Annotated in this window: 17 protein-coding genes and 1 tRNA gene; 7 read left to right on the forward strand and 11 right to left on the reverse strand. The window is 52.2% G+C overall.

The features are described 5' to 3' along the window. Positions 1-126 precede the first annotated feature (126 nt). From OH144_RS09725 to OH144_RS09740, 4 genes are all read left to right on the forward strand, one after another. Positions 127-1,860 (forward strand): phospho-sugar mutase, encoded by a 1,734-nt coding sequence (locus OH144_RS09725; protein WP_266206107.1) that lies wholly within the window; start codon positions 127-129, stop codon positions 1,858-1,860. 995 nt (positions 1,861-2,855) lie between these two features. After that, a complete protein-coding gene (locus OH144_RS09730; protein ID WP_266206108.1) occupies positions 2,856-3,443 on the forward strand; it encodes a nitroreductase family protein in 588 nt (195 codons plus the stop codon). Between the two features lie 161 nt (positions 3,444-3,604). Further along, positions 3,605-4,804 (forward strand): phosphoglycerate kinase, encoded by a 1,200-nt coding sequence (locus OH144_RS09735; RefSeq protein WP_266206109.1) that lies wholly within the window; start codon positions 3,605-3,607, stop codon positions 4,802-4,804. 52 nt (positions 4,805-4,856) lie between these two features. Next, positions 4,857-6,146 carry an acetyl-CoA hydrolase/transferase family protein gene (locus OH144_RS09740; protein WP_266206110.1) on the forward strand — a complete coding sequence of 430 codons (1,290 nt, stop codon included), beginning with the start codon at positions 4,857-4,859 and terminating at the stop codon, positions 6,144-6,146. Between the two features lie 283 nt (positions 6,147-6,429). Here OH144_RS09740 and OH144_RS09745 read toward each other — a convergent pair whose 3' ends face one another. Both OH144_RS09745 and OH144_RS09750 read right to left on the reverse strand, forming a co-directional pair. Further along, complete coding sequence (locus OH144_RS09745) at positions 6,430-6,957, reverse strand: DinB family protein (protein WP_266206111.1); 528 nt, start codon at positions 6,955-6,957, stop codon at positions 6,430-6,432. A gap of 36 nt (positions 6,958-6,993) precedes the next feature. Beyond that, positions 6,994-7,614 carry a YdcF family protein gene (locus OH144_RS09750; RefSeq protein ID WP_266206112.1) on the reverse strand — a complete coding sequence of 207 codons (621 nt, stop codon included), beginning with the start codon at positions 7,612-7,614 and terminating at the stop codon, positions 6,994-6,996. Positions 7,615-7,686: 72 nt separating this feature from the next. Here OH144_RS09750 and OH144_RS09755 point away from each other — a divergent pair, with 72 nt between their 5' ends. Further along, complete coding sequence (locus OH144_RS09755) at positions 7,687-7,914, forward strand: VF530 family protein (protein ID WP_266206113.1); 228 nt, start codon at positions 7,687-7,689, stop codon at positions 7,912-7,914. Positions 7,915-8,246: 332 nt separating this feature from the next. Here OH144_RS09755 and OH144_RS09760 read toward each other — a convergent pair whose 3' ends face one another. The 6 genes from OH144_RS09760 to OH144_RS09785 all read right to left on the reverse strand — a co-directional run bounded on the left by OH144_RS09760 (position 8,247) and on the right by OH144_RS09785 (position 15,749). Continuing rightward, positions 8,247-8,960, reverse strand: coding sequence for a head GIN domain-containing protein (locus OH144_RS09760; RefSeq protein ID WP_266206114.1), 714 nt, complete (start codon positions 8,958-8,960; stop codon positions 8,247-8,249). Positions 8,961-9,117: 157 nt separating this feature from the next. Beyond that, positions 9,118-11,028 carry a RecQ family ATP-dependent DNA helicase gene (locus OH144_RS09765; RefSeq protein ID WP_266206115.1) on the reverse strand — a complete coding sequence of 637 codons (1,911 nt, stop codon included), beginning with the start codon at positions 11,026-11,028 and terminating at the stop codon, positions 9,118-9,120. 429 nt (positions 11,029-11,457) lie between these two features. Then, positions 11,458-12,204 (reverse strand): transporter, encoded by a 747-nt coding sequence (locus tag OH144_RS09770; protein ID WP_266206116.1) that lies wholly within the window; start codon positions 12,202-12,204, stop codon positions 11,458-11,460. Positions 12,205-12,377: 173 nt separating this feature from the next. Next, positions 12,378-13,169: a hypothetical protein gene (locus OH144_RS09775; RefSeq protein ID WP_266206117.1), complete on the reverse strand. Its 792-nt coding sequence runs from the start codon at positions 13,167-13,169 to the stop codon at positions 12,378-12,380. 708 nt (positions 13,170-13,877) lie between these two features. Further along, positions 13,878-14,546 carry an ABC transporter ATP-binding protein gene (locus tag OH144_RS09780; protein WP_266206118.1) on the reverse strand — a complete coding sequence of 223 codons (669 nt, stop codon included), beginning with the start codon at positions 14,544-14,546 and terminating at the stop codon, positions 13,878-13,880. Positions 14,547-14,666: 120 nt separating this feature from the next. Further along, positions 14,667-15,749, reverse strand: a complete 1,083-nt coding sequence (locus OH144_RS09785; RefSeq protein ID WP_266206119.1) for an AI-2E family transporter — start codon at positions 15,747-15,749, stop codon at positions 14,667-14,669. 182 nt (positions 15,750-15,931) lie between these two features. On the opposite strand from OH144_RS09785, the gene sucC reads away from it, so the two are divergent. Further along, the gene (gene sucC, locus OH144_RS09790; protein WP_266206120.1) at positions 15,932-17,134 is read left to right on the forward strand and encodes an ADP-forming succinate--CoA ligase subunit beta; all 1,203 of its coding nucleotides are present in this window, start codon (positions 15,932-15,934) and stop codon (positions 17,132-17,134) included. 150 nt (positions 17,135-17,284) lie between these two features. Here the strand turns inward: sucC and OH144_RS09795 are convergent, their stop codons facing one another. After that, positions 17,285-17,701 carry an organic hydroperoxide resistance protein gene (locus OH144_RS09795; RefSeq protein WP_266206121.1) on the reverse strand — a complete coding sequence of 139 codons (417 nt, stop codon included), beginning with the start codon at positions 17,699-17,701 and terminating at the stop codon, positions 17,285-17,287. Positions 17,702-17,892: 191 nt separating this feature from the next. On the opposite strand from OH144_RS09795, the gene OH144_RS09800 reads away from it, so the two are divergent. Then, positions 17,893-17,966: transfer RNA gene (locus OH144_RS09800), tRNA-Arg, on the forward strand. Positions 17,967-18,175: 209 nt separating this feature from the next. Here the strand turns inward: OH144_RS09800 and OH144_RS09805 are convergent. Together OH144_RS09805 and OH144_RS09810 are read right to left on the reverse strand one after the other, a co-directional pair. Further along, the gene (locus tag OH144_RS09805) at positions 18,176-18,457 is read right to left on the reverse strand and encodes a hypothetical protein (protein ID WP_266206122.1); all 282 of its coding nucleotides are present in this window, start codon (positions 18,455-18,457) and stop codon (positions 18,176-18,178) included. A 336-nt stretch (positions 18,458-18,793) separates the two neighbouring features. Further along, on the reverse strand, positions 18,794-20,395 hold the full coding sequence (locus OH144_RS09810) for a glycosyl hydrolase family 79 N-terminal domain-containing protein (RefSeq protein ID WP_266206123.1): 1,602 nt from the start codon (positions 20,393-20,395) through the stop codon (positions 18,794-18,796). Positions 20,396-20,846 lie beyond the last annotated feature (451 nt).

Raw genomic sequence — 20,846 nt, forward strand, 5'->3', positions numbered from 1 at the left:
CGCTCTTTCGGATTTCTGAATCCGGAACAGCGGAAGAAATTGAAGTATAAAGTATAGGTATGGATCTCCCTTTCCTGGAGACTTACGCCAAAAATAACGCTACTAAAACATCAGCATTAACAGACTATGATAGATGCATCTATAAAACAGAAAATTGACCAGTGGCTGTCCGGCAGCTACGACCAGGAGACGAAAAGCGAGATAAGCGGCATGCTGGAGCGCAATGAGCACGAGGCACTGTCAGATGCTTTTTACAAAGACCTGGAGTTTGGCACCGGCGGGTTGCGCGGCATCATGGGCGCCGGCAGCAACCGCATGAACCGCTATACTTTAGGTATGGCCACACAGGGCCTGTGCAACTACCTGAAGCAGAATTTTCCGGGGGAGCAGGTAAAAGTGGCCATCGCCCATGACTGCCGCAACAATTCCGATGTGTTTGCCCGCATCGCCGCTGAGATCTTCTCGGCCAATGGCATCAAAGTATACTTGTTCGAGGCACTGCGCCCAACGCCGGAGCTTTCGTTTGCCATCCGCCACCTGGGCTGCCAGAGCGGCGTGGTAGTAACAGCATCACACAACCCGAAAGAGTATAACGGCTATAAAGTATACTGGAACGATGGCGCCCAGGTGACCGCCCCGCACGACAAAAACATCATTGGCGAAGTAAACAAGATCACGTCCATCGACGAGGTGAAGTTTGAACCGAACCCGGCGCTGATCGAGCTGATTGGCCAGGAGTTGGATGAGGCCTACATGCAGGAAGTGCAGAAGCTGTCTATCTCCCAGGAGGCTATTAAACGCCAGCACGACCTCAAGATCGTGTTCTCTTCTATCCATGGCACGGGCATTACGCTGGTGCCGGAGGTGCTACAGCGCTATGGCTTCACCAACGTGCATGTGGTGGAGGAGCAGGCTGAGCCGAACGGAGATTTCCCAACCGTGGTGTACCCGAACCCGGAGGAGAAAGAAGCGATGACCCTCGCCCTGAACAAGGCGAAAGAGATCGACGCTGACCTGGTGCTGGCCACTGACCCTGACTCGGACCGTGTAGGCATCGCGGTAAAAAACCAGGAGGGCAACTTTGTGCTGCTGAACGGCAACCAGACCGGTGCCCTGCTCATTAACTACCTGCTGCAGGCCTGGCAGAAAGCCGGTAAACTCACGGGCAAGGAGTACGTGGTGAAAACGATCGTGACCACGGATCTCATCAAGGAGATTGCCGACAGCTACAACGTAACCATGTACGAAACCCTGACCGGCTTCAAGTATATCGCGCAGCTCATCCGGGAGAAGGAAGGACAGGAAGTATACATTGGTGGTGGCGAGGAAAGCTACGGCTATATGATCGGCGACTTCGTGCGCGACAAGGACGCTATCTCGGCCTGCGCCCTGATCGCGGAGATGGCGGCCGTGGCCAAAGACAATGGCCAGAGCCTGTTCGAGATGATGCTAGCCATGTACGAAAAGTATAACTTCTACAAAGAAGAGCTGGTGTCGATCACGAAGAAGGGGATGCGCGGCGCAGAGGAGATTCAGCAGATGATGGCCGACATGCGCAGCAACCCGCCAAAGCAAATAGCCGGCTCCGACGTGGTGGAAGTGCGCGACTACAAGATGAGCACACGCAAACTTATCCTGACGGGCGAAGAACACAAGCTGGACCTGGAGAGCTCGAACGTGCTGCAGTACCTGACCAAAGACGGAAGCAAAATATCGGCTCGCCCGTCCGGCACCGAGCCCAAGATCAAGTTCTACATCAGCGTAAATGAGCCCCTCGCCTCTGCCGCTGACTACCACGCCACGGAGCAGAAGCTGAACCAGAAAATCGAGCAGATGCTGAAAGACCTGAAGCTGAAGTAGGGATAATTGCTACATAGTTAAATGGCTAAATTGCTGAAGTATAAATCGGCAGTTTAGCCATTTTTTTGTCTGGATTAGGGTGTGTGTTGTTACTCCACTCCAGTTCTCTTTTGTAGCACAGGTTCCGACTGCCCCTACCCTTCCTCGAAACAAGTTCGGGACCCAAGGCTTCTCCAAAGATGTGAGCCTGTAGCTGCTTTAGCCAAAGTATAAGTTTTATACCCGCTGTTCTTGCACGGACAGGTCGAGACTGTCCCTACACAAGTGTAAACCCACCCCTAGCCCCTCCAAGGAAGGGAATTTCACCTCACCCCAACCCTCTCCTAAAAACAGGAGAGGGAGTTCTGCAGTACCGAATCCAACCACCCCTGCCCCTCCTTAGCCAAGGAGGGGAGTTCTGTTCTAGTTGCATAAGCTGTAGCTATCGAACTGATCCCAGTCCTTGGGTTGAGCGCCTTGTAGATTTCTGGTTTCGCTTTAGCGAAATTGCGGAGACCGCAGGTCAAGCAAAGGAAATGTACACCGCGCGATGCCCTTATCGAGGGCCCCTACCCCCAGGACGAGCCCTCTCGGGCTGGAGAGCACCAAAGTATACTATGAAACAATTAAGGTTGTAAAGCTGTGGATGAACGGCAGCTAGCAAGTATAGCTTGCCTCCAGTTGTAGGAAGCAGGGGCTAAAGGCACAAACGGACGCTTGCGCCAGTGAAAGTATAGCAGCAAGTATAAACTGAAGTATAAAAGTATAGCCTAAGTATGAAGCACGGCTCTCCGAGCAAGTCGAGTTACACACCCGACATCATAGAAGGCACGCGCGCCAGCGATAGGTATAGCTCGTGTCAAGCTGCGGGAAGCGAAAGTTATGGAAGTATAGCCCAAGTATAACATATGGCCGCAGCAGTTTTTAACCGGGTCCGGATAACATTTTCATACTTCAGCAGCTTTGTTAATAGATGCCTATATTTACCAGGGGCTGAAAAAAGAAAAGCATAACACATGAACACACTATTCCAAAGTATAAAACAGGTAATCGAAACGCGCCGCACCACCAAACCACCCAAGATGAACGGGCAGCGCATACCTGATGAGCAAATTACACAGCTGCTGCAGCTCGCCGACTGGGCCCCTACCCACGGCCACACCGAACCCTGGCGGTTTATAGTGTATGCCGATAAGGCCCTGAAAACCTTCTGTCAGAACCACGCTGAGCTGTACCGGCAAAACATCCCTTCCGAAAAGTTTATGCCTGAAAAGTATGAAAAACTGCAGCACATGGGCGAGAAGGCGTCGCACATTTTAGTAGCTTACATGCGCCGCGGTGATCTGCCCAAGATACCGGAACTGGAGGAAATTGCCGCCACCTCCTGCGCCATTCAGAACCTGTTGCTGGGCGCCTCTGCCCTGGGCATGGCCACGTACTGGGGCTCCGGAGGCATGGCCTATCATCCAAGTATGAAAAAGCACCTGCAGTTGCGCGAGCAGGACGTGGTGCTGGGCATCTTATACCTGGGCTACGCTGAGAATGCCGCCTACCAGGGCAAGCGTAACGTGCCGCTGCAGGAAAAGGTAATGTGGGTGAAATAAGTTAAAGAAGTTAAAGAAGTCGAACTTACGGCAGGAACACGATTTCTTTTGCCCTTCTCTCATTCCCTTGCTATAGGCAATTCGCTATATTTGTAGAGCAACAAAATTCCGCGAAACACGAAAAACGAGTGAACGCTTTTACAAAATCATAACCATACCCCATGAGAACAATTGACGAGTATAATTTTGCCGGCAAGAAGGCTTTGGTGCGCGTAGACTTCAACGTGCCCCTCGACAGCGAGTACAGGATCACCGACGATACCCGCATTCGTGCGGCCGTACCCACCATCAACAAGATCCTGAACGATGGCGGAGCCGTGATCCTGATGTCGCACCTGGGCCGCCCTAAAAGCGGGCCGGAGGAGAAATTCTCGCTGCGCCACCTGGTGCCGCGCCTGGAGCAGGAGTTCAAGACCAAGGTGCTGTTCGCCCCTGACTGCGTAGGCCCGGAGGCGGCACAACTGGCACAGGAACTGCAGCCCGGCGAAATTCTGCTGCTCGAAAACCTGCGCTTCCATAAGGCGGAGGAAAAAGGCGACCCGGATTTTGCCCGTGCGCTCTCTACCTTGGGTGATGTGTACGTAAACGATGCCTTCGGCACGGCGCACCGCGAGCACGCCTCCACAGCCGTTATTGCGCGCTACTTCCCCAACGATAAGATGATGGGGTACGTAATGCAGGCCGAGCTGGAGAACGCCCGCCGCGTGCTGGAGAACTCCGAGCGCCCTTACACGGCCATCATGGGCGGGGCCAAGATCTCTGATAAGATCCTGATCATCGAAAAGCTGCTCGACCGCGTGGATAACCTGCTGATTGGTGGGGGTATGTCTTATACTTTCGTGAAGGCTGATGGTGGCGAGATCGGCTCCTCGCTGGTGGAAGAGGATAAGCTGGAACTGGCTAACCGCCTCATCAAGATGGCCAAAGAAAAAGGCGTTAACATCATGATCCCCGTGGATTCTGTGATCGCAGACGCCTTCAGCAACGACGCCAACGTCGACACGAAGCTGAGCCACCACATTCCGCAGAACTGGATGGGGCTGGATATCGGCCCCGACGCGCGCGAGCAGTATGCTGCCGTTATCGCCAACTCCAAGACCATCCTGTGGAACGGCCCGATGGGCGTGTTCGAAATGTCAAATTTCTCGGTGGGCACTGAGGCCGTGGCTGATGCCGTGGTAGCCGCGACAGCCAATGGAGCATACTCGCTGATAGGTGGCGGAGACTCTGCCGCAGCCGTAAACAAATTTGGATACGCCGATCGCGTGTCCTATGTATCAACAGGCGGCGGGGCGCTGCTGGAGTACATGGAAGGCAAAACCCTGCCTGGCGTTGCCGCCCTCGAACGCACCGATTACTAATGTCTTACCCCCTGCCTTTCCCTAACCCGGAAAGGCAGTATTTTTTATAAATATGTCCGATAATAAAGTAACCTACCAGTCAGCTGAGGAAGCCCTCTCAGTTATTAGATCCGGGGATCGTGTTTTTATACAGGGCAGCGCCGCCACGCCGCAGTACCTGGTACGCAAACTAGCCGAGCGTGCCGATGAGTTGCGTGACGTGGAGTTGGTAAGCATCACCACCTATGGCGAGTTTCCGCTGTCGGAGGAGCAGTATAAAGACTCGTTCTTCATCAACTCCCTGTTTGTCTCGGCCAATGTGCGCGATGCCGTGAACAGCGGCCGCGGCGATTATGTGCCGATCTTCCTGAGCGAGATCCCGGGACTGTTCAGGACCGGTAAGATGCCTTTGGATGTGGCCATCGTGCACGTATCCCCGCCTGACCGCCATGGCTACTGCTCGCTGGGCGTCTCGGTGGATATTACCCGGGAGGCCGTACTTAGCGCCAAGCATGTTATTGCCCAGGTAAACCCGCAGATGCCACGCACCCACGGGGATGGCCTGATACACGTAAGCCGCTTTGATGTGTTGGTGGAAATAGACGAGGCACTGCCAGAGGTAGACTACAGCCTGCGCATCACTGACAGGGAAAGAGCGATTGCCAGGTATGTGGCCGAGATGGTGGAAGATGGTGCCACGCTGCAAATGGGTATCGGGGCTATACCGGATGCCGTGCTCAACAGCCTGACCAACCATAAGGAGCTGGGTATCCATACCGAGATGATGTCGAACGGGGTGATGGACCTGGTGGAGAAAGGCGTGATCACCAACGAGCACAAGTACAGGCACCCGGGCCGTATTGCTACGGGCTTTATAGTAGGCAACCGCAAGTTCTACGATTTTGTGGATGACAACCCGCTTATCCTGATGCAGCGCACCGACTACGTAAACGATGTAACGATCATCCGCTCCAACCCGAAGGTAACGGCCATTAACAGTGCCATCGAGATAGACCTGACGGGACAGGTGGTGGCCGATACAATCGGAAAGTATCAGTTCTCAGGCATTGGCGGGCAGATGGATTTTATCCGTGGCGCGGCACTGTCAGAGGGAGGTAAGCCTATTATCGCCTTGCCATCGGTAACAAACAAGGGTATCTCCAGAATCACTCCGCTGATAAACGAGGGGGCTGCCGTAACCACGACCCGGGCGCACGTGCACTACGTGGTAACAGAGTATGGCGTAGCCTACCTGTATGGTAAGAACCTGCGCCAGCGTGCCAAGGCACTCATCAACATTGCCCACCCAGACCACCGTGAGCGGCTGGAGAAGGAGGCGGTGGAGCGCTACGGCTACATCTAACAGAAAGTATAAATTTATACTTTAACAGAGCTCCCTGCTGCTTCATAGTGGCAGGGAGTTTCTTTTTGGCTTTACATAAGTAATCAACTGCTACTCCTTTCCAACAGTTTCTGCAGCATGCAGTATGATGGTTTACTGATACTCCGTATCAGGGAGAAGTAAAAGTTCCCAGGCCTGGTAACGCATCAATTTGGCTGCCCATAGGCACTGGTTGGGAAGCATTGGATTCCGGAAGAGTATATAGCCCTAGGGCTTAAAAAACTGAAGAAACGCTAGGCAGGAATCAGGCCTGCTCTTTCCGCTGCAACACCTTAATCGTTACCAGCAACTGCCCCACGTGGCGCATGGTGTGCTCGGCAGCGTGGAACAGGAGTCCCAAAACCGTGGAGGGGAGCTGTGCCCTGCCTACACCCCTAAAGTCGGTAAGAGAGGCTTCGTCCGTTCGCCGCAGCTGCTCCAGCGCCTGATCCACCTGCCGGTCAAAATTCCTCACCAGGTCCTGTACAGGGTATGCCTTATCATCTGCCGGCTTACCCTCGGCACGCAGGTTACTCAGCTGTTCCTCCGAGAGTTGCTCCCCCCGGGCATAGGTAAACAACCGTTCGATCACTCCCTTCAGGTGCTGCAGGTGAAAACCTACCGAAGCCACACCGGCAGGCTGTTCCCACAGCAATTCCTCCGGGAAACCCTCCATTAAAGTGTGTACCTCCTCCCGTGCCTGCAGGAGCGCATGGGCCACAGGCTGCAGCAATGCCGGCACCCCGTCCACCGGCCCGCTTTGCCATGCCTCAAGTTTTTTAGATTGTGCCATATGTGTTGTTGCTTTGCTCTATGATGAAATTATTCTCTACAACTGCTTTTGGTCGCGGCGGCTGAGGTAGTCCAGCACCTCCTCCACTGCCTCCAGGTCGCCTTGTGCGTTATACTTACGGATGCGCTCCATCTCCCCTTTTATCAGTCCGGCGCGCGTATCTTCCACCTTCCCCTGCGAGTGAGTTACCTTCCGGCACCACGGCAATGGCTTGCCCGGTTGGCTATACAAGTATAGCTGCGGGTAGTGGCGGTGTGCTGCGGTAACGGCCGTCATGAACGCACGCGGCTGCTGGAATGGCGCTGCCGCCACAGCTATGCTTTTGTAGCCTTTGTCTTTGGCGTGTTTGGCCATGGCCTCCGCCTCTATGAGCGTGTGCAGGTACGCTTTTCCGGGATCGGGAACACCCTCCAGTTTATCGGAAAGAATGCCTCTTTTTATCATTTCCTCGTACCAGGCTTCATAGCCCGGGTAACCGCTGAGGGGCTCCGCTTGCAGAAAAAGCACTTTTTGTACCTGCCCCTCCTGTACCAGGCGCTTGGCAATTGAGAAGCTGGATTCCTGGTTATCCTCCGTCTGCCCGAACAGGAACAGCGCATCTAAGGGTTTATCTGGCAAGGTATCGGCAAGGGTGCGGATAATGAGTTCTTCTAGCATAGCTCCCTTATACGCTCGTTACCTGCACTGGGGTGTCGTTATACTTTAGGCGGAAATACGTACTTTTGCGGTATGGCAGAAGAACAGAAAAAGAACCCGCTCCACGGCGTAACGCTGCAAATGATGCTGGAGCACCTGGTAGAAGTATATGGCTGGGAGCACCTGAGCCACAAGATCAACCTGAACTGCTTCAAGAACGACCCGAGCATCAAATCCAGCCTCACGTTTCTGCGCCGCACCCCCTGGGCACGCAACAAGGTGGAGCATTTATACTTGTACACCCTCCGGAAGTTTAAGTAAGGAACAGCTTCATGTCCTGAAAGTATAAGCCATACTTTATTCTTTGATACATAGCCTATATTTTATATATTAAAACCATGATGATAAACGACAAACTACAGATGGTAAAGTATGGGCTATTATATTTTATATCCTTTGCTCTTGGTGTTACTCTCCTGAAGCTGTGGGATACATGGAAATGCCTACTGGCAGGTAATACGATAGATTGGCAAACCACATTGAGCGGGTTAGACTTGAGTGTAATAGCCGCCATAGCCTTACCCATCTCTGTATCCTTATCCTTAGCTAGTAGGAAGAAGCGAAAGAGCAAAGCTTTAACCAGTTAAGCAGCGCTACCTTTTCACCACTTTGCCGGAGCCGGAGATATTGGTGGTTACAGCCGGATTTCCCAGGTAGTATACTACTCCGCTTCCCGAAATATCAGCGGCCAGTGCCTCGGAAGCGTTTACCTCTGCCACACCGGACCCGGAGAGGTTCACGGTCACGTTCTTGGATTGCAGGTCGAAGGCAGCGGCCTTGCCAGAGCCAGAGATATTCACAGTATACAGAGGCGCCTCCCCATGCAGCGCCACCTCGCCGGAGCCTGTTACACGGGCGATCACTTTCGCCGCTACTACGTCAAAATCGATCTTACCCGAACCATTAATCTCTACCGCCAACTCGTTTGCTGTAAACTCATCCTGACTAACAATGCGCCCGGAGCCGTTTAGGTACAGCGACTGCACCTGCGGCATGGTAATATATACCTCCACCGTTTTGCTCCTCCTTACGCAGTCGCGGTGCTCGATCTCCCAAGTGTTGTTGCTGATGCTGGTTTCTAGCTGGTCCAGGATATTGGGCTCTCCCCTTACCTCCACCAGTTGCGTTTCGCCCTGGGTAATGTATACTTTAAAATCGCCGTTGGCCTCCACCCTGCTGAACGGCTGCAGGTTTAGCGTGCGTGTCTCAAGATCTCCCTCTCCTTTAATGCAGTTGTTATCCTCGCAGGCACTTAATGTGCCAGCAGACATTAGAGCAAAGAGAACGCTTCTCCCTTCGTAATCCATCTCATAGTTTCATTTTTTAAATGCACCATGATAAGTAGATACCTGCAGCTGTGAATGCGTTGCATTGGGTAGAGAAAATCCAGCACCAAAGTATGCGGTATTGTGCCGACGAGCAGTAACACCTGGTGAGGGTGTGGTGGTAGGGGGTAAGGGATAGCTAATCCTTTACCTCCAGCTTCCCACTCTCCTGGTAGCGCAGCCTGCCCACGTCCACTAGCTCACGGATGAGCTCGGTTACTGCCTCGGCGTGCCGGGGTTCGAACTGCTGCACCAGTTCCTTGGGAAGATAAGGGCGCACCTGCACCAGTTCCATTAATTTGAGGCGCAAAACCGCATGGTCCTCCTGCTTTCGCTGCTTCTTACGCACGGCCAGGCAGTAGTCGCAGATGCGGCAGCTCGTGTCAGAGATCTCCCCGAAATACTCCAGCAGCAGTTGGGTGCGGCAGCGGTTCTGCGTCTGTACATAGCGGCCCATCTCCCTGGCTTTTTGCAGGGCTCTCTCGCGCAAACTCTCCAGCTTTCTGGTGTTTGTAATAACCCTGCTGGCATCCTCCCGAGGGGCCGTAAAGACAAGTTGGGGCGCATCGTGCTGCGGCTCGTAGTTGATGACCTGCAGCTTGTGCAGGTACTCCAGCTTTCGGCGTAGCTCCTGCTCGGGCACCTTCAGCAGCTCGGCCATCTTCCCCTCCCGCACCTTCACAAAGTTCACAAAAACCTCTCCGCCATACATCCGGAGTATAAGCTGTATGAGTTTGTCGTGTTCCGGGTTCTTAAGCTGAAAGCTGTAAAGCTCCGTATTCTCCAGAATTACCATCAGGCGGGAAGGCAGGTAGTAACTCTCGTTCAGCTGCAGGTACCCCTCCTGCTCCAGCCGCTTAATGGCGTGGTGGGTTTCCAGCGGGTTCAGTTTATACTGCTTGGCAAACTCTGCGACATCAAAATCAAAACTGCTGAACTGCCCGCTGCCCACGGCCAGCTGGTAGTAGTTGGCCAGGCATTGGTATACCCTGCGGATAAACTCTACCGGCGGGTGCGATTCCTCCACTTTCCGCTGCAGCTCCGCCACATCGTTGGGCCCGACAAGTATGGTGGCGTAGGCATAGCGCTCATCGCGGCCGGCACGGCCAGCCTCCTGGTAGTATGCCTCCAAACTCTCGGGCAGGTCCAGGTGCACTACCAGCCGCACGTCCGGCTTGTCGATGCCCATGCCGAAGGCATTGGTCGCCACCATCACGCGCACCTTATCCTCTACCCACAGCTGCTGCACTGCGCTTCGCTCCTGGAACTTTAGACCGGCATGATAGGCGGCGGCAGAAATGCGGCGGCTCTGCAGAAACCTGGCTATCTCCACGGTTTGGCGGCGGCTGCGCACATACACGATGCTTTGGCCGGGCATGCGTTGCAGGATCTCCAGCAAGCGGTTTGCTTTAGCCTCGGTCTCCAGGCACGAATAAGATAAGTTGGCTCGGGCGAAGCTCTTTTGGAAAACGTTTGGCTTCGGGAACTTCAGCTTTTCCTGTATGTCCTGCTTTACCTGTTCTGTGGCCGTGGCGGTAAGGGCGATGACAGGCACGTTGGGCAGCAATGCTCGCAGCTCGGCTAGCTGCAGGTACGGCGGCCTGAAGTCATACCCCCAATGTGAGATACAGTGCGCCTCATCCACGGCAATCAAACCCACTTTCATGCGCTTTACCCGCTCCTGAAACAGGTCGGTGAGCAGGCGCTCCGGAGATAAGTATAAAAATTTAACACCTCCGTACACGCAGTTATCCAAGGCAATGTCTATCTCGTGGCGACTCATGCCCGAGTATACTGCTGTGGCAGATACACCTCGCTTTTTCAGGTTCTCCACCTGGTCCTTCATCAAGGCGATGAGGGGCGTAATAACCAGGCAAATGCCATCCAGCGCCATGGCCGGCACCTGAAAGCAGATCGACTTGCCGCCACCCGTTGGCAGCAGGGCCAGCGTGTCCTGCCCCGCCAGCACCGAGGCTACAATATCCTCCTGTAACGGCCGGAAACTGTCGTAGCCCCAATAGGTTTGAAGTATGTGGTGGATGTCTTGCAACGTATGGCTAGTTTCTGTACCGCGAAGATAAGGGTTCGCGAAGAGAAGTCAGTGGCAGGTAGGAGGTTTATACTTTGGGGAAGTATGATTTGCTGCGGCTCACTATTCCGGAAGCTGAAAGAGAGCCTCTACCCCCACGGAAAGACTGGGATCAGATTCGATAGCCACTGCTTAACACCTTGAACCGAGTCCCCCTTGAAAGGGGGCAGGGGGATGACAATCATTCGCTGATTCCCCTCCTCTGGACTAGCCAAAGCGCGGATTTTGAGCTAGCGAGCGTAGCTCTCAGGGATGGGTTTATGTAGGGACAGGTCGCGACCTGTCCGCACAACGGCAGCAACTATGCAACTTATACTTCAGCAGCAATAATGACAGTCCTCCCTCCTCAACCAAGCAGGACCAGGGGTGGTTGAGTGGCCTCAGTTCAGGTTAATGGGGCATTCTAATAGAAAAGCCAGTTCTGAAAACAAAATCCGGTGCGGCATCGCTCAAGCCGGTTGCGGCTGCGAGATCTAGCTGCAGGTTTGGCCCGAGCCACAAATTGGCTCCTGTGTTTACCAGGTATTCAGCTTTTTCATCATTGGCCTTGCTCCCCAATACTTCTCCGAATACTGCAAGATTTTCATGCACTGTACCCGTCAAAACGATCGAATACCCAACTTCTGACTCACCATCAGCCCAGCCGATAGCCAGGTTATAGGCCACCTCTAACCTTTGAGTAAGTATATTTGATAAGACAAGCCTGAATTCCGGTTCCGGATGATCAGGGCGAAAAGCACGTGATCCAACCGGCAGCACCAACTGAGAAACGAAAGCTCCCCGAGGCTGCCATCCCTGTTCCCGCCAAAGCTGAAACTTCAACTCAAGGCTTAGCGGAGTCATTCCTGTGACTTTACGCTTGGTACCATTTTCAAAAACGGAGTCGCCCAGAGCCCCCTCCGCCCTGACCTCCAGCCAGTTGAGCACACCGAACCGAAGCAAGGCAGTCGGATACGCACGCGTTTTGATCGAATATCCTGCTTCAGAGGTTCTGTCAAACTGATAACCTGCTTCCAGTTGCAGTGCCCCACTCGGCATTAGCGTAGTCGATTCTGTCTGGTCCGGCCTTTCGGTTTGTATTTTCCCTTCCTGCCCCAAACAGCGACCTACAAAACTAATCAGCAGTACGAGCAGCAAAGTATACCTGGCGCATAAAAACCGTATCATGCTACATTATGATTTAAACTTTATACGGCGCTATTGATACCGCTGAATAGAAGTATAAGCAAGATTTGTACTTCATCAAACCGAGCAAAACAAAAGCCCCCGCCTCAAAGAAGCGGGGGCTAGCATTACTGGTTGATTAATTATTAAGCGGCTGCAGACTGCCCGTCCTCGCGCTCTTCGATCACCTTTTTGAGTTTATCGATAGCCTGTGCGGCACGTTCCTCGTCGAAGCGGTTGATGTTAAGCAGCATCTTGGTTTTCTCCTGGCGTGTAATGGTCGGGTTATTCAGCAGGCGGATAATCTCCTCCTTCTGCTTGGCCGATGCATAGCGCACGCTGCCAGACTGCTCTTCCTGCTGCTCAGCAGCTTCAGCCACAGGTTCCGCAGTAGAGGATTTCATCGTTGCTTTCTTCTCGGTCGGCACCGCCGGCTTGGCCTTGGCAGACGGCTCATTGCCACTGTAGTCCATCTCCTCGGAAGGGGTAGGCTCATAACCGGCAGCACGGATAACCCATGCCAGTATGTTGCGGTACGCCTTACCAATGGCCCGCGTCTGCGCCATAGAGGCAATCGCGAACTCCTGGTAGTATTTTTTCCCCTGCTCCCGGTTGGAACAGATGGCAAAACCCGCGCCTACTACCTGCTGGCTTCGCAAGTCAAGCAGGTTTACCTTCGCCTGGTACTTTATTTCGTCGTCGGTGCTGATGTTTACAACATGCTCCACCACTGGCAAAATGCCCAAGCGCGAACCAGCATACTGCCAGCCCTCCACATTCACATATTCTTTTCCCTGGATGTTCTGGTAAAGGCGGTTCTCCTTTATGAACTTCGCCAGGTCAACAGCCAGGTGAAGCGTTTCGTCAGACTTGGCTATATCATAGCTCTCAATCTTCGGTTTCTTCTGCACCTTGGTCTCTTTATCAGGTTGATTCATACTCATTTAGCTTTCATAGTTAGTTACATATATTAAACAGAGCAGCAGGGCAAATAGTGCAAAAATTCAAAAATAATATGCATTTTATCCACCTGATTATCAAGTAGATATAAATTATTTTCAATTCAGTTTAAGCAGTTGCGGAGGCTCCTGTAAAAAGCTAAAAGTTGAGGGAAGGGTGAAGTATAAATACGGAGGTTTCAGCGTTTGGGGTTTGGGAAGTTAGAGAGTTAAGGATAAGGAGTTAGAAAGATGAAAAGTTAGGAGGAATGGCAGTATCAGCTGGCGTACTTGTGAGGGAACTCGCCTCTGCCGCGATTCAATGAGCAATACCTTTGCGTAAAGACAGTTATATTTAACTGGCGCAAGTAAAAGTATAAACCGGCACATGTAGGCTGAAAGCCTTTTCTTGTTCTATAACTTTTCTAGAATAAGCTCTGATTCTAAAGAATTGTCCCCTTGAGGGGACTACAGGGGTGTAAAACTACGGAGCGGGCTGCTTGTGTGCGCAAAAACGGGGGAATCTGCAGGTGTAAACACCCCTCTGACCTATGGTCGCAAGTTTCGAACTCTCGTTCTCACTTGTCCTCAAGGGGATAGTTTAACCTTAAAAAGGCCAAATCTGAAAAAGATATAGAACAAGAAAAGGCTGAAAGCCCGCAGCAGGTTGCCTCCCTTTACTCTCTAACTCCAAAACCCTCTAACTTTCTAGCTCACTCTCAATTCCTCCACGATCTGCCCATCTTTCATGACAAGGGTGCGGTCGGCCATGGTGGCGAGTTGCTCGTTGTGGGTTACGATCACAAAGGTCTGGTTGAACTCGCTACGCAGGCGGAAGAAGATGTCGTGCAGCTCCTGTGCGTTCCTGGAGTCGAGGTTTCCGCTGGGTTCGTCGGCGAAGATGATCTTGGGCGAGTTGATAAGGGCACGGGCAACGGCCGTACGCTGCTGCTCCCCTCCCGACATCTCCGAGGGTTTATGGTCGAGGCGATGGGAAAGGTGGAGCATGGTGAGCAGTTCCTCGGCACGCTGCCGCACTTCCTTCTCTGGCCTTCCGGCCAGGAAGCCCGGGAGGCAGACGTTCTCGAGCGCCGTGAACTCCGGCAGCAGGTTATGGAACTGGAAGATAAAGCCTATGTGCCTGTTGCGGAAACGCGCCATTTCTGCTGCGTTCATCCGGGCGATATTCTTATCATCGAACATCACCTCCCCGGTGTCGGCCGTATCCAGCGTACCCAGAATGTGCAACAGTGTGCTTTTCCCGGCTCCGGAGGCTCCCACAATTGAGACGACCTCCCCTGCACCAATAGACAAATCGATGCCCTTGAGCACCTCCAGCGAACCGTATTTTTTATGGATATTCGTTACCTGCAGCACGTTCTGTAAAGTATGAGTTTGGCCTTGAAGACATAAATTAATCAGCCAAAGCTACAAAAAATTTGCCGTTGATGGATAGCGTATACGATGGAAGCCTTCCCATACTTGCCGGCAAGCGGGTTATGCCTCAGGTGCCGATGCCTTCGCGATGCCATTCTCCGCTGCATCAGTTGGCTCCGCCTCCAACACGTCCTTCACGTAAAACTCATTTACCCAAACCATCAGCACGGCAAGTATAGGCGCCGCCAGCAACAGCCCAAGCGCCCCCTGCAATATCCCCAGCAGCACCTGAAAAAACAGCAGTAGGGCAGGTGGCAGATCTACAGTCTTTTGGAATATAATTGGTGTGATGACGTAACTCTCCACCATCTGTATGCCGCCATACACCAGAATCACGTACAGTGCCATCTGTGGGCTAACGGTTAACCCAACCAGAACGGCAGGAAGGCCTGCGATCCAGGGACCAATGTTCGGTATAAAGGCCAGGAAAAAGGCGATCAGCGCCAGCACGAAGGCCAACGGCAAGCCAATGGCGGTGTAGCCTATAGCGGTGCTCACACCGATAATCGCCATAGCCGAGAGCATGCCCACCAGCCAAAGCTTTAGGGTGGTATAGCTCTTACCCAGCACCTCGATTACACGGCTACGGTTGCGCAGCGGGAAGAGCTTTACAAAACCGGTAGTGTACATGGAGGGGTTAGCGGCCAGGAAAAGGGCCGTAATGATGACGATGAGCAAATCTGCCAGGAAACTTAAGGTACTGGAGAAGACCCCGAATATCTTAGAGAACAGCGCATCCTGTTTGGGCATAGCCTTGCTCATATCGCTGGGAACCTGCTCGATGAGCTTCTGCCCCCACCCGTACTGGCTCAGCCAGTCCTGCACCTGCGTAACGGCCTTGGGTATGGTCTGCCGCATTTCCTGCACCTGCTGGCTCGCTGTGGGGGCCACCAGCCAGAAGGCGGCAACAATCAGCCCGAAGAATAGCAGCACCGACAGCAGCAGAGCCAAGCCACGCTTCAAGTGGAGCTTACTGGTTAGCCAGTCTGTTATGCCGCAGAAAAGCACCGCCAGCAGTATGGCGGCAAACACCAGCAGGAAGAAGTACGCGTGCCGGCCAAGCAGGTAAAAACTGCTTGCAATCAGCAGCACCACAAGTGCCGCAATGGCCACACGTTTGGCATATTTGTATACATTCAGCATAAAACCACATTTTAAATGAATCAACCTGTGCAAAGGCAAAGTATACTTTGTTACTGATTACACGTAAAGCACGTTACACAAAGAGTCCGGAAGCACAGACGGGCAGCTTATATTTTAAAAACACTTTACTTGAAATTAAGCCGACAAAGGCGTACTTTCGTGCGTCCATTAAAACTGAAAGCATGAACATACACGAATATCAGGCTAAAGAAATTTTAAAGAGCTACGGAGTACGTATCCAGGAGGGTATCGTGGCTGAGACGCCAGACCAGGCCGTAAAAGCCGCCATGAAACTGACTGAGGAGACCGGCACAGGCTGGCACGTGATCAAGGCACAGATCCATGCGGGAGGCCGTGGTAAAGGTGGTGGTGTGAAACTGGCCAAGAACCTGGATCAGGTGAAGCAGATCGCCGACCAGATCCTGGGCATGACGCTGGTAACGCACCAGACAGGCCCTGAAGGCAAGCTGGTACAAAAGGTGCTTGTTGCACAAGACGTATACTACCCTGGCGAGTCTGATCCGAAGGAGTTTTACCTGAGCATCCTGCTGGACCGCGCTAAAGGTCAGAACGTAATCATGGCCTCTACAGAAGGTGGTATGGACATCGAGGAAGTGGCTGAAAAGACCCCTGAGAAAATTATCAAGGAGTGGATCGACCCGGCTGTAGGTCTGCGCCCTTTCCAGGCCAGCAAGATCGCTTTCGCGTTCGGCCTGCAGGGCGAAGCCTTCAAGGAGATGGTGAAGTTCATCACCAGCCTTTACAAGGCGTATGTGGAGACGGACTCTTCCATGTTCGAGATCAACCCGGTACTGAAGACCTCCGACAACAAGATACTGGCAGTAGATGCCAAAGTGGACCTAGACGACAACGCCTTGTTCCGTCATAAGGACTTAGCTGCCCTGCGCGATACTTCAGAAGAAGATCCGTTAGAAGTTGAGGCAAGCGCGTCTAACCTGAACTACGTGAAGCTGGACGGCAACGTAGGCTGCATGGTAAACGGTGCCGGGCTTGCGATGGCCACCATGGACATCATCAAGCTTTCTGGCGGCGAGCCTGCTAACTTCCTGGACGTAGGGGGTGGGGCAAACGCACAGACGGTTGAGGCTGGTTTCCGCATCATCCTGAAAGACCCGAACGTGAAGGCTATCCTGATCAACATCTTCGGCGGTATCGTTCGTTGCGACCGTGTGGCCAATGGTGTGGTTGAGGCCTACAAGAACATCGGTGACATCAACGTGCCGATCATCGTTCGTCTGCAGGGAACAAACGCCGAAGAAGGTGCCCGCATCATCGACGAGTCTGGCCTGAAGGTATACTCTGCCGTAGCGCTGAAAGAAGCCGCTGAGAAAGTTGAGCAGGTACTGGCTGAGGTTGGTGCTTAATCAGCATATCATCATAAAAACAGAAGGGGCTGCCAGTACTGGCAGCCCCTTCTGTTTTTATGCGCTGGAAGTTTAAGAGTTGAGGAGTTTATAGAGTAAAGAAAGTTTATCTCATCACTCTTAAACTCCTCTACTCTCAAACTCGCTAACTCAAACAACTTCCAGTTCCACATTGATATTGCCCCGCGTGCCGACAGAGTAAGGACACACCTCGTGCGCTTCATTTACCAACTGCTCTGCTTTCTCTTTGTCGAGTCCCTGCAGGTGCACCTCCAGCTTCACGCCCAACCCGTATTTCCCGTCTTCAGACTTGAGCAGATCCACATGCGCCTTTACAGTAGACTCCGGATTCAACCTGATATGCTGCTTACCGGCTACGAGCAGTAACGCGCTCTGAAAGCAGGCGGCATACCCTGCAGCGAATAGTTGCTCGGGGTTAGACTTCCCCTTCTCACCTCCCAGCCCCTCGGGCAATGAGAGCGGCATATCGAGTACGCCATCTGATGACAAAATATGACCTCGGCGACCTCCTGTGGCAGTAACCTCTGCCGTATACACTGTTTCCATAGCTTTCTGATTTCATTTGCTTGATTTGAAATATTATTTATTAACTCTCAAATTCTGCTTATTGTTTTAGGTATGAAGCGATTAAGAGTGCATTATCCTATTATACCTTCCCGCTATACCTTTCTGCATTATAATTATCGCCACTAAAATTTCCTTTTTAGCGCATTGTTTCTATTTTTGCAACACGGTAAGCACCCGTAGTTCAATTGGATAGAATATCGGATTTCGGCTCCGAGGGTTAGGGGTTCGAATCCTCTCGGGTGCACAAGTACAATTTCAGGCGCTAGCTACTTTAATAGTGGCTAGCGCTTTTTTGTTTCCATACTGGCTACTTTCGACCTTTTTGCAGTCCATATACCGTAAAGACAGAATACTCTAAATAGTATAATATTTATATTTTACCCCCTTTACTTAGCCAGGGTATGGGCAGCTTGAATATATGAAGCCGTTTCGGCCGCTGCAGGGCCAGCGTCTTTAGCTGCCTCGCTCCTTGTTGCCGTCCTCTCCTCCGTTGAGTTCGGCAGGTAGGTGGTCGATGGCCCGGACTGCAGGATAGAACGTAGAGCCTTCCTCTGTGAGATACGGAGCATCCGCCGTGCCCTGAAGCGGGAAGAGGAAGGGCACCGACCTTTCCCTGAGGTGCGCCAGATTAGCCAGGCAGTGGTGCAGCGGAATTACCTGCAGGTCAAGCAGGACGTGCAGGATATCGTGCAGTCCGAGGTGGAGCGGGTGCTCCATGATCCAGCGCTGGCGCACCTGGTAATCAGAAGGGAGACGTTAACACGGCATCACCCGTCTCCATAGCCGCTGGGGGAATGAGTGAAGCGGCTAGGCCACCGTTGAGCCGGTGATGGGGCGAGCAGCCCGAGATGTTGCGGGCATGCGGGAGGTCAGCACCCTGGGACCCGGGCTGGTCCACGAAAGAGTGAATTTTGGCCGCTACAGCCTATACCCTGCAGAAACTGCTGCGCTTCAGTGAGACGGCCGGCATGGCCCTGCCCAGGCCCGATATGGAGGCGCTTTTCAAGGAAACTTTGGAAAGCCAGGTGACTTCAGCCCCTGCGGGGGCAACGGCCTGTCACTCCCCTGCTATTACTTTGTGTTTCCTGCATCGGCAATGGTGATGAAAGTGATGCTTGTTGCTGGCAGTTGCACCTCGCCGGCTTTTACGGCTTTTCCTGAAAAGACCGGCAGCTCACCATTCTTCCCTAACTGTAGTTCCTGTCCGTTTAATTGTACCGTGGTGCCCTGAAGTTCATTCGAAGTTAGCGTGTACTGTTCTGCATTTGAAGGGATAGTGATAGGCACTGCTGTTTTGTTGGTATTGATAGCTAAAAGCGTCATGCCTCCCTGTAGTCCCTTCATGTTATGCGCAAACAAATAAACGCCTGGTGCTCCGGCGCCTGCGTCATACACTTCTGTGCCCATTAACCTGTTCCACAACAAAGCTGCCCAGTAATTGGGTTTGGGCAAATGCGTATCCTGATCTATCAGGCTGTATTCACTTGCCACCAGGGTATTGTGCATGATTACCTTAATATCTTTTTTTGCCAAAGAACCCATCTGGTATAAATAGCGGAAGGTATCCAGATAAGTCGCTGCATAAGGATCGCCGCCCCCCGCCGCCTGGGCTGTTTCTGTGATCCAAACAGGCGCGCCCGGCAGGTATTTATGCCGCATGTCTGTGTAAAAATCAGCTGCAAGATCTGTCCGTTCCAACCAGGTTGAGTCAAGGGCGTTTTCAGGTTTAATGGAAAATGGTCCGCTGCGTATCATGCGCACGGAGCCAGCACCGTAAAAGTGATATGAAAACACATCAAAAACCGGTTTAGGTTCTGCCGACATCAGGGCTTCTGTAGAGAGTATTTTGACGCCAAGCTCTGCAAAGGAGATACCCGGAATACCTTCCCCCACAGTACCGGGACCAAGAGTCAACATACCGGGCACTTCTCTTTCTACCCAGGCATTAAAAAAAGCTACATCCTTCGCAAAATCGCTGGCATCATAGGCCGTATCTATCTCGCCTCCTGCCGTGGGCATGGTGGGTTCATTAAACAGTTCGGCTGCAGCAATTTCTCCCCCCAGGCTTTTGGTATAGTTGACAAGTTTCTCTGCTTCCTTTGGCGTCCAGACGCCCTGATCATCCCGCACTCCATTAGACACGGCAAAGGAGGTAACCAGCTTACCGTCGGTTTCTTTTACAAAGTCAATCACGCCTTTCCATTGGTCACGTGTCAGTACGTTTACAAAACCTTCCGGTGCTTTTGCCATCAGAGGTTTGTCATTGTCCTGGAAATAGATGGCATTGGCCCAGGTGCCACTGACCCGCACATAAGCGGGCGCAAGGCCTTTGGCTAAGGTTAGTAATCGTTTATCGGTCAGATCAACGGGTTCAAGCTTCCGGTACAATTGCTCGTTCTTCTGAGAAATGTCGTAGGTCGATACTGCCTCTAAAGAAGGCAGGCTGTCCATCATTTTATAGGGCCTCCAGAATTCGCCCCCAACTACTTCTACCATTTCCACATTATAGGATTGGTAGCGTTCATCTACTTCGCCTATTTTTTTCATTTCAGAAAGGTTGATTTCAATCATAGAACTGTCAGCATTAGTGTCCGAATAGCTTCCTGAATTGCAGGAACCTAAAAATGCAGAAACCGAGAAAACGATCAGTGCGCTGAGTTTACAATGATTCATAGAATCTGATGTTTAAAAAGCTATATTCCGTACTGCCGAAACTATTTTCAGTTTCTATTCAAGGTTTTACATTATACTGCAAAGCAGCTGACGCATCGCCATCAATCGGTAGCGTTTGCCTGGAAATCATCTTAGGGTTTTCAGAAGCGAGAATGACAGTCAGTGCCGCCATTCTTATTCAATAACAAATGATACTAACTGGGCCAGTCCTGTGTGGAGCGAATCCTCTCTCAGTGATGCTTAAAAAACAACAAAGCCTGTTTGCTTATGTCCGTTATTTTATACTTGCTCTTACAGTAGAAGACCTATAGAACTATGTTATCACTTACAGCATCTATCTGGTTACCAATACCCAATACAATTACGCAAACTAGACAAGGTATGGACGTGAAGCAGTGAGGTTCTCCCTGGCAACAGCCTCAGATTTGTTTGGAGATAGGAAAAAAACAGT

Origin of the sequence: Pontibacter kalidii (assembly GCF_026278245.1) — a bacterium.
GTDB lineage: Bacteria > Bacteroidota > Bacteroidia > Cytophagales > Hymenobacteraceae > Pontibacter > Pontibacter kalidii.